This is a genomic window from Methylorubrum podarium, assembly GCF_022179745.1.
GTDB classification, from domain to species: domain Bacteria; phylum Pseudomonadota; class Alphaproteobacteria; order Rhizobiales; family Beijerinckiaceae; genus Methylobacterium; species Methylobacterium podarium.
Window position 1 is genome coordinate 1 of the sequence record NZ_BPRD01000002.1, and the last position, 10,687, is coordinate 10,687.

Below are 10,687 nucleotides of genomic sequence, written 5' to 3' on the forward strand. Positions count from 1 at the left end.
CGTCGACGATGGCCACCGCCGACAGGAAGATCTTGAGCGAGATCGGCACCCGCGAGCCCAGCAGCGCCAGGACGCCGAGGGCGAAGGCGATGTCGGTGGCCGCGGGGATCGCCCAGCCCCGGGCGGTGGACTGGTCGGCATTGAAGGCGAGGTAAACGAGCGCCGGCACAGCCATGCCCGCGGCGGCGGCCAGTCCCGGCAGCACCCGGTCGGGCCAGGTGCGCAGGCGCCCGTCGATGGCCTCGCGCTTGATCTCGAGGCCGACCAGCAGGAAGAACACGACCATCAGGCCGTCGTTGATCCAGTGCATCAGGCTCAAGGGCCCGAGATGGACGTGAAGGACGTCGTGGTAGGTCTGCGCCAGGGGCGAGTTGGCGACCGCGAGCGCGGTGCCCGCGGCGGCCATGAGCACGATGCCGCCGGCCGCCTCGTTGGTGAGGAAGCGGCGCGTCGCCGAGAGCGGGCGACGCAAGGGGCGCGGCAGGGCGCGGACGGAGCGTGGCGGCGTTTTCATACCGTCGGGTTGCCGGCCCCGGGCCGGACCCGCAACCCGGCGGCCGCGAAAAAGATCACGAGGCGGGCGCCAGCGCCGCCCGGATCAGCCGCTTGCCGTCCTCGCTCGACCATTCCGCCGGGCCCTTCATCACGCCGAGCGTGCAGCCCTTGGCATCGATCAGCATCGTCGTCGGCAGTCCCGTCGAACCGACGGCCGACTGGATCGCCGGCAGCACCTTGCCTTCGGGATCGCCGTAATAGGTCAGGTGGGCGATGCCGTTGGCCTTGAACCAGGCGGGCGGCTTGTCGAGGTTGCGCGTCTCGACGTTGATCGCCACCACCTGAAAGGCGTCGCCGCCGAGTTCCGCCTGAAGACGGTCGAGGGCCGGCATCTCGGCCTTGCAGGGGGCGCACCACGTCGCCCACAGGTTCACCAGCAGCAGCTTTCCGCGCAGGGCCGCGAGATCGGCCGGCGCCCCGTCCGGGCCCTTGAAGGCGACGGCGGGGGCCGGCTTCGGGGCGGCGGAGGCGTCGAAGGCCGCGACATCGCCGTGGGCCAGCGGCGCGAGCCGGGCTGCCGCCGGGGCCGCCTCGGCGCAGGGACCGGAGGCCGTGAGGTTGCCGAGGTTCGAGCCCGTCCCGTATAGGGCGAGGCCGCCGACGAGGACGGCGGCGAGCACGCCGCCCGCGGCGAGGATTGCGGCAGGGATTTTCGGGGTCGCCGTCACGGCCGAGCCTCGTTTCGCGTGCGGAAGGTGGGATCAGCCATGAGCAACCGGATGTGGGGCGGCCGCTTCGCCAGCGGCCCGGCCGAGATCATGGAGGAGATCAACGCCTCCATCGGGTTCGACAGGCGGCTCGCGCCCCAGGACATCCGCGGCTCGCTGGCGCATGTCGCGATGCTCGGGCGCCAAGGCATCCTGCCGGCCGAGGATGTGGCAGCCATCGAAGCCGGGCTCAAGTCCGTCGAGGCGGAGATCGAGCGCGGCGAATTCGTCTTCCGGCGCGAGTTGGAGGACATCCACATGGCGGTGGAGAGCCGGCTGACGGAGATCGTCGGCCCGGCGGCCGGGCGCCTGCACACCGCCCGCTCGCGCAACGATCAGGTCGCCACCGACATGCGGCTGTGGGTGCGCGACACGCTGGACGCGCTCGACGCGCAGGTCGCCGACCTGCAGCGGGCGCTCGCCGAGACGGCGCTGAAGCATGCCGGGACGGTGATGCCGGGCTTCACCCACCTGCAATCGGCCCAGCCCGTCACCTTCGGCCACCATTGCCTCGCCTATGTCGAGATGCTGGCGCGCGACCGCGGCCGGTTCCGCGACGCGCGGGCGCGGCTCAACGAGTGCCCGCTCGGCTCGGCGGCGCTCGCCGGCACGTCGTTCCCGATCGACCGGCACGCCACCGCGGCGGCGTTGGGCTTCGACCGGCCGACGGCGAACTCGCTCGACTCCGTGGCCGACCGCGATTTCGCGCTGGAATCGCTCTCCGCCGCCTCGATCTGCGCGGTCCACCTCTCGCGCTTCGCCGAGGAACTGGTGGTGTGGACCTCGGCCCAGTTCGGCTTCGTCAAGCTGTCGGACGGCTTCACCACCGGCTCGTCGATCATGCCGCAGAAGCGCAATCCCGACGCCGCCGAGCTGGTGCGGGCCAAGGCCGGCCGAATCATCGGCGCGCTCACCGGCCTGCTCATCGTGATGAAGGGCCTGCCGCTCGCCTATTCGAAGGACATGCAGGAGGACAAGGAGGGCACCTTTGACGCCCTGCAATCGCTCTCCCTGTGCCTCGCCGCCATGGCCGGCATGGTGCGCGACCTCGAACCCGTGGCCGAGACGCTCAAGCGCGCGGCGGGCTCCGGCTACGCCACCGCCACCGATCTCGCCGATTGGCTGGTGCGCGAGTTGAACATGCCGTTCCGGCAGGCGCACCACGTCACCGGCCGCGTCGTCGCCGCGGCCTCCGCGCGCGGCATCGGCCTGGAGGCGCTCTCCCTCGGTGACATGCAGGCGATCGAGCCGGGGATCACGGAGGCCGTCTTCGCCGTTCTCGGCGTCGAGAACTCGGTCGCGAGCCGCACCAGCTACGGCGGCACCGCGCCGGACAACGTGCGCCGGCAGGCCCAAGCCTGGCTCGAAAATCTCGGCCCTGTGGAGAAGTAGGGTTAGCCCCGCGGGAACAGGCACGGAAAATGCCGCGTTCAGGTTTCAGCTAACTGAGCTTGGCTATCCGACCGTCCGAACCCGCGGAGTGCCGTCGATGAACGTTGAGAGTTGGATCACCGTCGAGGAGACCCCGGCCCTGGCGGCGGAGGCGATGGCCGTGATCGACGCCCGCCTCGGCCGGCTGACGGATGCGGAGCGCGACGCGTTCTGGGCCTCGATCCGCAAGGCCTACAACACGCCCTACAACGATCCGGCGAAGCCGGCCCAGCCGAAGCCGGCGGAGCCGGCGCCCGGCACAGCCCCGGCGGCCGTCGAGATCCGTCTTCCCGAGGTCGATCCGTCGATCGACCTGCCGGCGGCCGCGCTCGCCGCCGCGGCCCTGACCGCCGAGGTTCTGACTGCCGAGATGCGGGCGGCCTGAGGCCGTACGCGACGCTGGACGGCCGCATCGACCGGTGCGGCCCATGACCTCCTTCGGTTCATGCCCGTTTTCGACCGTTTTCGGTTGATCGGGGCGGGCAGGGCTTTCCTGTTCCGCTGCGGCCCGTCATCCTGACGGTGCGTGAAGATGGCCGGCCCGGCCGTCCGTACACCCGAGTAGAGATGCAGCGGCACCGCCTTTCGATCCTTCGCCCCGCCTCCCGTCCCGTCGCGGCCCTCGTCCTGTCCGCCTTGACCGCGGCGGCGCTGACCACCCCGTCCGGGCAGGTCCTGGCGCAGGAGGGTGTACAGGGCGCCGAAATCATCCCCGCCCGCGCGAGCCGCCGCAAACCGAAGAGTTCGGCCCTGCCGCCGGGCATGCAGCAGGCCGTGCCGCTGGCGGTGTTCGGCGACTGGAACGTCTTCACCAACGGTTCGCAGGGCCGCGACAAGCTCTGCTACGTCATCGCCCAGCCGACGACGCGCAGCCCCAAGACGCTCGCGCGCGACACCGGCTATCTGTTCGTGACCTTCCCCAAGGGCGGTGCCCAGGGCGAGATCGCGGTGATGCTCGGCTTCAAGCCGAAGCCCGCCGCGGCGCAAGCCCGGCCCGGCGCGGCGGCCGCCCCGAGCGATCCGTACCTGACGGTAGGCACCACCCGCTACGGCCTCGTGGTCAAGGACGAGAACGCCTGGATCCAGAACCAGGCGGACGAGCCGCGCATCGTCACCGAGATGGGCCGGACCCAGACCGCCACGGTCCGCACCACCTCCCAGCGCGGCAACACGACCCAGGACGACTACGCGCTGGGCGGTTTCTCGGAAGCCCTCAAGCGCGCCCGCGAGGAGTGCAAGTAAGGCCAGCCCTGGGCGGTCAGGGCCGGCTGCGGCGGTGGACGGCCTGATGCGGTTTCCGGTCATCTCCTCGGACTTCGACCCAAGCCCTTCATCGCGAGGCGGAGCCGAAGCGATCCAGGGCGCGACCTGTCCGGAACAGTCGCGCCCTGGATTGCCACGGCTTCGCCTCGCAATGACGAAAGAGTCACCGAAGCGATCAGGCGAAGACGGAGAGAAGAAAGCCGGCGGCGCCTCTCGGTGCCGCCGGCTTTCTCGTTCGTGGGTCGTGCGAGTGAAATCACACCGCGCGCAGGCGCGGCGGGCGGCCCTTCTCGCGGGCGGCGCGGGCGGCCTGCTCCACGGTGCGGAACAGGGTGCCGTCGAGGCCGTCGAAGCGGCGCTCCGACGAGAAGAAGCGGACACCGCCGCGCTCGGGCACGGCAATGCCGGCGGTGATCTCGCCGACCTCGATCACGCGGGCCGGCGCGGCTTCCGCGCCGGAGAGGTCGAGCGCGTCATCGTCGAAGTAAGCGGTCTGGACACGGGTCATGACGGAGTGAACTCCTGCGGCCATCGTCGGCCGATTGTCGGCGAGGCGTTCGCGGGCGCTGGATCGTTGCATCGTCGGCCGCCGGAAACCGGGGCCGCCTTTCGCGGCGATGCTCTAGCCCACGGATGTGACTGTCCGCCGACAACACCCCCGCACCCGGCCGTTCCGGGCGCGGGACCGTTTCGAAGTCTTCCAAATAAAAAGACCGATCAAGGCAAGTCCTCCTCTCTTGCGAGGACCACGGCGCAAGTGCGCCGTGATGCATTAGCGTTTGATAACGCGGCGCAAGCGTGCCACTACAAATCACCGCGGCGCGAACTGGTTCGCACGTCCTTAAGATGAGTGGTCGAACCGCAACCGTCAACGGAATGTTATTTCGAAGTTCAGCTTGACAGGGAAAGATCGCGCCGCGATTCGCGTCGTGGTTGGCGCGTCTCATCTGTCCCGCGAGGCGCTTAGCCTCGCTCGTTCCCGCCCCGCCGTCGCGCGGTGCGGCTCACGGTCGCCGCGACCGCGTTGCGATCTCTTCCTTGCGGGACGTCTTCGGAGCGGGCGCGAGCCGTACGCCGAGACCCGCCCGTTCGAGGACCCGGTTCAGCGCGTCCAAGCCCGCGCTCGCCGGGCCGAGGCGCGCCGGACCGGCGATGGGGGCCGCGGCGTGCGGTTCGGCACCGGTTCCACCCCCTCGAACGCGGCCGGGAAGAAGACGCACGAAGCGGCGACGACCCGGGGCGCGGGACCGCACTCGGGATGTTCGAGGTCACCCGCACGTCGCGACCCATCCTCCGCGGCGGGAGGCTCGCCCCGGTTGCGGCCTGAGGCCAGCGCGTCCGGTGCTCGATGCGGCGCCCTCAGCCCGCGGCGAGGATGCGCCCGAGTTCGGCATGGGCGGAGAAGACCGTGGCGGCGCCGGCCGCGAGCAGGTCGCGGCCGGTCCGGTCGTGGCCCCAGTGACCGCCGCCGGTGAAGCCGACGACCCGCATCCCCGCGGCACGGGCCGCCTGCACCCCCGGCACGCTGTCCTCGATCACGAGGCAGCGTTCGGGCGCGACGCCCATCCGCTCCGCCGCGAACAGGAACAGGTCGGGGAAGGGTTTTCCGCGCGCGACCTGGGCGGAGGAGAAGACGCGGTCTTCGAACAGCGGGAGCAGGCCGGTGAGCCCGAGGGAGCGGCGCAGGCGCACGGGGTCGCTGCTGGAGGCGACGCAGAAGGGCAGGTGCAGGAGGCCCAAAGCCTCGGCGATGCCGGCCATGGCGGTCAGCTCCGCCTCGAAGGCGTCGAGCGTCTCCGCCTTGACCCGCTCGACGAAGCCGTCCGGGGCGATCACCTCGTCCTCGCGGGCGACCCGCTCCATGATCGAGGTCATGGAGGTGCCGGCGAACCGCTCGCGCACCGCGTCGAGGTCGATCGCGAGCCCGATCCCGTTGAGACCGCGGGTCAGGGTCGCGAGGCTGATCGGCTCGCTGTCGATCAGCACGCCGTCGCAGTCGAAGATCACGAGGGCGAGGGGAGGCGAGGCGGGGAAGGCGTCCGTCATCGGCGGCCCGTCTCGCACGGGCTCGCCGGCACCGCAACGCGGTTGTCGCCTCGCGTGCCGGCGTGTAGCCCGGCAGGATGCGCACCTATCTCGGCCTCGCCACGACCTTCCACGATCCGGCGCTCGCCCTCGTCGGGCCGGACGGGACCGTGCTGTTCGCGGAAGCCGCCGAGCGCTACCTGCAATACAAGCGCGCGCCGAACTGCGAGCCCGATCCCGGCACACGCATGGCGGGCCTGCTGAAGCGCCACGTCCCGCAGGGCACGGAGCTCGTCATCGCCACCTCCTGGGGCGAGCAGTTTTCCGACTTCCTGAAGGGGCAGGCGGCCTCGGGCGCCTTCGACCTGCCGGCGCTCGCCGAGCACCCGTCCACCCTCAACCGCTCCTTCGTGCCGGAACGGGCCGAGCGGGTCTTCATCGCCGACCTCCACGCCATGCAGGCGCGGGCCGGCAACGGCACCATCCTGGCGCTCGACAACGAGACCCGCGGCTTCGGCGGCAAGCCGCGGGCGACCGTCGCGGGCCGGCGCCGCTACGCCCACCACCTGGCACACGCCGCCTACGCCCTCTGGGGCAGCCCGTTCGAGGAGGCGACCGCGCTGATCGTCGACGGCATGGGCGAGACCGGCGCCGCGGCGATCTACCGCCTGAAGGACGGACGGATCGAGGAGGTGCGGCGCCAGCGCGGGCGCGGCTCGGTCGGCTTCCTCTACGGGCTGGTCACGGACCTCGCCGGCTTCGACCAGATCAAGGGCGAGGAATGGAAGATCATGGGGCTCGCCCCCTACGGCCGGACCGACCCCGACCTGATGGCGATCCTGCGCCGCCTCTACACGGTCGAGGACGGGCGGCTGAAATTCGCCGACGAGGCCACGGTGCAAGCGGTCGCCGCCGAAATCCTGTCGCGGCGCCCCTCCGACGTCGGCGAGCAGGGCTGGGCCGACCTCGCCCGCTGCGGCCAGGACATCTTTTCGGAGCTCATGGACGTGCTCGTCGCCGAGGCGTGGCGGCTCGCGCCCAGCGAAAACCTCGTCATCGCCGGCGGCTGCGGGCTCAACTCCTCCTATAACGGCCGCGTGCTCGGGCGCTCGGGCTTCAAGCGCCTGCACGTTCCCTCGGCCCCGGCCGACGACGGCAACGCCATCGGCGCCGCGTGGCTGGCGCTCGCCGAGGACGATCCCGATTGGAAGGGTCCGGCGCGGGCGGCGCGCCCGCTCACGCCCTATCTCGGCTCGACCGTCTCGACCGAGCCGCTGGAGCGGATGGCCGAGTGGGAACCGCGCGCCCGCCGCCTCGGCCACGAGGGCGTGACGCGGGAGGCGGCCAAGATCCTCGCCGAGGGCGGGCTCGTCGGCTGGGTTCAGGGCCGGGCGGAGTTCGGCCCGCGGGCGCTGGGCAACCGCTCGATCCTCGCCGACCCGCGCCCGGCCCACGCCAAGGAATCGCTCAACGCCAAGGTGAAGTACCGCGAGGCGTTCCGCCCCTTCGCGCCCTCGATCCTGGCCGAGGCCGGGCCGGACTGGTTCGAGGATTACGCCGACAGTCCCTACATGGAGCGGACCCTGGTCTGGCGCGAGACGGTGCGCGCGCGCGTGCCGGCGGTGGTCCATGCCGACGGCACCGGCCGTCTCCAGAGCGTGACGCGGGCGCGCAACCCGGCCTACGCGGCGCTGATCGCGGCCTTCGCGGAGCTGACCGGCGTACCGATCCTGCTCAACACCAGCTTCAACGTGATGGGCAAGCCGATCCTCCACACGGCGGAGGACGCGATCCTGATGTTCTACACCACCGGCCTCGACGCCATCGTGGTCGAGGACTGGATCCTGACGAAAAAGGCGCCGGCATGAGGCCGACGCCCTTCGCTCCCGCACGCGGAGAACCCGCGAAAAACTACTCGCAGACCTCGACCCGGCGGTAGGTGAACTCGACCTCGTCGAGCCAGACCTTGCGGCGCTCGTAGTGACAGATCGGACCGCGGCGCGGCGGCGGCGCGACGTAGACCGGCTCCTCCTCGACATAGACCCGGCGCGCGGGCGGCGGCGGCGGCGCGGCGCCGTTGAGGAGCGCGCCGACGGCCAGGCCACCGATGACGCCGGCGGCCGCGCCGCCGATCAGGGCACCGTTGCGGCCGTCACGGGCGGATACAGAAGTGACAGAGAATGGGGCAGCGGAGAGGAGGGCGGTGCCGAGAAGCGCCGCGCAGACGCCCTTCCGGGCGAGGATGGGGAGGGACAGGGCGGGCACGGGAACCGATCCTTTGGACAACCGGATTGATCAGGCAAGGAACCGATAGGCACTTGGCCCTGAACTAATCCGGTCAAGCTTAAGGATTGGCGAACGCGCCGTTACCGCCGGTTCAGATCACCGCGTCGAGGCGTGTCACGACCGCGCGAGGCGGCTGATCCGGATACTCGTCGGGTTGGCCCTTCCGGTTCACCCAGACGGCGTCGAAGCCGAAACCGGCGGCACCGGCGATGTCCCAGCGGTTCGAGGAGAAGAACAGCACGTCGCGCCGTTCGGTGCCGAGCCGGTCGAGAACCAGTTGATAGGCGGCGGGCGCCGTCTTGAAGGTTTGCACGGAATCGACCGAGAGCACCGCGTCGAGCCGGTCGCCCAAGCCCGCCGCGGCCACCGCCCGCTCCAGCATCGCCGCGTTGCCGTTGGAGAACAGGACGGTCCCCACGCCCCGCCCGCGCAGGCGCTCCAGCACGCCGGCCACCTCGTCGTAGGCGTCGAGGTCGCGATAGGCGTCGACAAGCTTTTCGCGGTGGGCCCGGTCGATCTCGGGGTGCTGCGCCAGGGCGAAATCGAGGGCGCGCTCGGTCAGGTCCCAGAAGGCGACGTAGCGGCCCATCAGGCCGTGCACCCAGGAATATTCGAGCTGCTTGGCCCGCCACAGCTCGGACAGGTCTTTCGCCCGCGATCCGAGTGCGTCGGCGTGGCGCGCGACCGCCGAATGCACGTCGAACAGCGTGCCGTAGGCGTCGAAGACGGCGTGGCTCTTGCCCGCGAGGAGGTCGGGATCGCTCATGCCGCCTGAGATGGTGCAGGCGTCGACGACCTACCTGCGGCGCAAGCGCACGCCGAAGATCCCCATCACCGCGAGCAGGGTGCCGGCATAGGCGAGCGCCCCGGCGAGCCCGAGAAGCGCCAGCACCGCGATCTCGCGGAAATGGGGGAGGGCGGGCACGATCCGCTCGGCGAAGGGAAGGCCGTAGACGGCGAGCCCCGCCAGCACCGCGCTCGCCACGACGACGGCGGCGACGGTGACGCCGAGCACCCGCCCCGGCGCGGTCCAGCCGCGGCGCAGAGCCAGACCGTAGAGCAGGGCGAGGTTGATCCACTGGCCGATGGCGGTGGCCAGCGCGAGGCCGGCGACGCCGTAGGGACCGGTCAGCACGAGTTTCAACGCGACGTTGACGGCGATGGCGGTCAGCGAGGCGTAGAGCGGCGTCGTCGTGTCCTGGCGGGCGTTGAAGCTCGCCACGGCCGAGCGCACCAGCACCACGGCCGGAAGCGCCAGGCCGTAGGCCGCCAGCACCGAGGCCGCGCGGGCGGCGTCCTCGGCGGTGAAGGCGCCGCGCTGGAACAGGGCCGCCATAATCAGCCCCGGCAGGGTCAGGAAGGCGACCATGAAGGGGGCCGAGAGCGCCAGCGAGAAGCCGGCGGCCCGGTTCTGCGCCGCGTGCGCGCCGGCCACGTCGCCCGCGGCGATGCGCCGGCTCATCTCGGGCAGGAGCACCGTGCCGGCGGCGATGGCGATGACGCCGAAGGGCAGCTGATAGAGCCGGTCGGCGTAGTAGAGCGCCGAGACCGCGCCGGTCGGCAGGAAGCTCGCGATGATGGTGTCGGCGAAGGCCGCGATCTGGAACCCGGCCGAGCCGATCACCGCGGGGCCGAGGATCTTGAAGAAGCGGATCAGGTCGGGATCGCGCAAGGCCGGCTTCGTCAGCCGCGGCGCGTAGGCGCGGGCGCGCGCGTCCCACCAGACCAGCGCGAATTGCAGCACCCCGGAGACCGAGACGCCCCAGGCGGCGGCATAGGCCGCGTTCGGGAACAGGAAGGCGAGCGCGAGGGCCGCCAGCATGGCGAGGTTGAGCAGCACCGGCGTGCCGGCCGCGGCGGCGAAGCGCCGATGCGCGTTGAGGATGCCGGAGAACAACGTCACCAGCGTCATGAACAGCAGGTAGGGGAAGGTGATCCGCGTCAGGCTGACCGCCAGCGCGAACCGCTCCCCGTCCTCCGAGAAGCCCGGCGCCAGCGCCCGCACAATCCAGGGCATCGCCGGGAGCGCGAGCGCCAGCAGCGCCACCTGCACGATCAGCATCAGGGTGAAGACGCGGTCGGCGAAGCGCGCGGCGGCCCCGGCCTCGCCCGCCTGCTCCAGATGGGTGTAGGCCGGCACGAAGGCGGTGTTGAACGCGCCCTCGCCGAAGATCGCGCGAAAATGGTTCGGCAGGCGGAAGGCGACGACGAAGGCATCCGCCACCGGCCCCGCGCCCATCACCGCGGCCGTCACCACGTCGCGGGCGAAGCCCGTGACCCGCGAGACCAGCGTCCAGCCGCCGACGGAGAGGATCGAGCGGATCATTTTTTGGCAAGCGGTCCCGTGCGAACGGCCGATCCCCCTCCCGTCCTCATCCTGAGGTGCCGCGAAGCGGCCTCGAAGGATGAGGACGGGAGGG

11 protein-coding genes are annotated in these 10,687 nt (G+C 71.3%); 4 read left to right on the forward strand and 7 right to left on the reverse strand.

The features are described from left to right. The coding region (locus MFF42_RS00150; protein WP_238253490.1) for a Na+/H+ antiporter NhaA at positions 1–514 on the reverse strand (514 nt) is incomplete at its 3' end. 55 nt (positions 515–569) lie between these two features. Beyond that, entirely contained in the window at positions 570–1,223 is a 654-nt protein-coding gene (gene tlpA, locus MFF42_RS00155) for a thiol:disulfide interchange protein TlpA (protein WP_238253491.1), read from the reverse strand. Positions 1,224–1,262: 39 nt separating this feature from the next. On the opposite strand from tlpA, the gene argH reads away from it, so the two are divergent. From argH to MFF42_RS00170, 3 genes are all read left to right on the forward strand, one after another. Continuing rightward, positions 1,263–2,654 (forward strand): argininosuccinate lyase, encoded by a 1,392-nt coding sequence (gene argH / locus MFF42_RS00160; protein WP_238253492.1) that lies wholly within the window; start codon positions 1,263–1,265, stop codon positions 2,652–2,654. Positions 2,655–2,751: 97 nt separating this feature from the next. After that, positions 2,752–3,078, forward strand: coding sequence for a hypothetical protein (locus tag MFF42_RS00165; protein ID WP_238253493.1), 327 nt, complete (start codon positions 2,752–2,754; stop codon positions 3,076–3,078). A gap of 182 nt (positions 3,079–3,260) precedes the next feature. Continuing rightward, a complete protein-coding gene (locus MFF42_RS00170) occupies positions 3,261–3,935 on the forward strand; it encodes an invasion associated locus B family protein (protein ID WP_238253494.1) in 675 nt (224 codons plus the stop codon). 277 nt (positions 3,936–4,212) lie between these two features. Here MFF42_RS00170 and MFF42_RS00175 read toward each other — a convergent pair whose 3' ends face one another. Further along, a complete protein-coding gene (locus tag MFF42_RS00175; RefSeq protein WP_238253495.1) occupies positions 4,213–4,464 on the reverse strand; it encodes a hypothetical protein in 252 nt (83 codons plus the stop codon). An 851-nt stretch (positions 4,465–5,315) separates the two neighbouring features. Beyond that, on the reverse strand, positions 5,316–6,002 hold the full coding sequence (locus MFF42_RS00180) for an HAD family hydrolase (protein WP_238253496.1): 687 nt from the start codon (positions 6,000–6,002) through the stop codon (positions 5,316–5,318). Between the two features lie 77 nt (positions 6,003–6,079). On the opposite strand from MFF42_RS00180, the gene MFF42_RS00185 reads away from it, so the two are divergent. After that, complete coding sequence (locus MFF42_RS00185; RefSeq protein ID WP_238253497.1) at positions 6,080–7,849, forward strand: carbamoyltransferase family protein; 1,770 nt, start codon at positions 6,080–6,082, stop codon at positions 7,847–7,849. A gap of 43 nt (positions 7,850–7,892) precedes the next feature. On the opposite strand, the gene MFF42_RS00190 is transcribed toward MFF42_RS00185, so the two are convergent. The 3 genes from MFF42_RS00190 to murJ form a co-directional block, all read right to left on the reverse strand. Further along, a complete protein-coding gene (locus tag MFF42_RS00190; RefSeq protein WP_238253498.1) occupies positions 7,893–8,246 on the reverse strand; it encodes a hypothetical protein in 354 nt (117 codons plus the stop codon). Positions 8,247–8,358: 112 nt separating this feature from the next. Then, on the reverse strand, positions 8,359–9,033 hold the full coding sequence (locus MFF42_RS00195) for a haloacid dehalogenase type II (RefSeq protein WP_238253499.1): 675 nt from the start codon (positions 9,031–9,033) through the stop codon (positions 8,359–8,361). Between the two features lie 30 nt (positions 9,034–9,063). Beyond that, on the reverse strand, positions 9,064–10,593 hold the full coding sequence (gene murJ / locus MFF42_RS00200; RefSeq protein WP_238253500.1) for a murein biosynthesis integral membrane protein MurJ: 1,530 nt from the start codon (positions 10,591–10,593) through the stop codon (positions 9,064–9,066). Between the last annotated feature and the right edge of the window lie 94 nt (positions 10,594–10,687).

Bases quoted from the DNA above. Each gene is read 5' to 3' on its own strand.
- argH (WP_238253492.1), top strand. From the start codon at position 1,263: ATGAGCAACCGGATGTGGGGCGGCCGCTTCGCCAGCGGCCCGGCCGAG.
- MFF42_RS00165 (WP_238253493.1), top strand. From the start codon at position 2,752: ATGAACGTTGAGAGTTGGATCACCGTCGAGGAGACCCCGGCCCTGGCG.
- MFF42_RS00170 (WP_238253494.1), top strand. From the start codon at position 3,261: ATGCAGCGGCACCGCCTTTCGATCCTTCGCCCCGCCTCCCGTCCCGTC.
- MFF42_RS00175 (WP_238253495.1), bottom strand. From the start codon at position 4,464: ATGACCCGTGTCCAGACCGCTTACTTCGACGATGACGCGCTCGACCTC.
- MFF42_RS00180 (WP_238253496.1), bottom strand. From the start codon at position 6,002: ATGACGGACGCCTTCCCCGCCTCGCCTCCCCTCGCCCTCGTGATCTTC.
- MFF42_RS00185 (WP_238253497.1), top strand. From the start codon at position 6,080: ATGCGCACCTATCTCGGCCTCGCCACGACCTTCCACGATCCGGCGCTC.
- MFF42_RS00195 (WP_238253499.1), bottom strand. From the start codon at position 9,033: ATGAGCGATCCCGACCTCCTCGCGGGCAAGAGCCACGCCGTCTTCGAC.
- murJ (WP_238253500.1), bottom strand. From the start codon at position 10,593: ATGATCCGCTCGATCCTCTCCGTCGGCGGCTGGACGCTGGTCTCGCGG.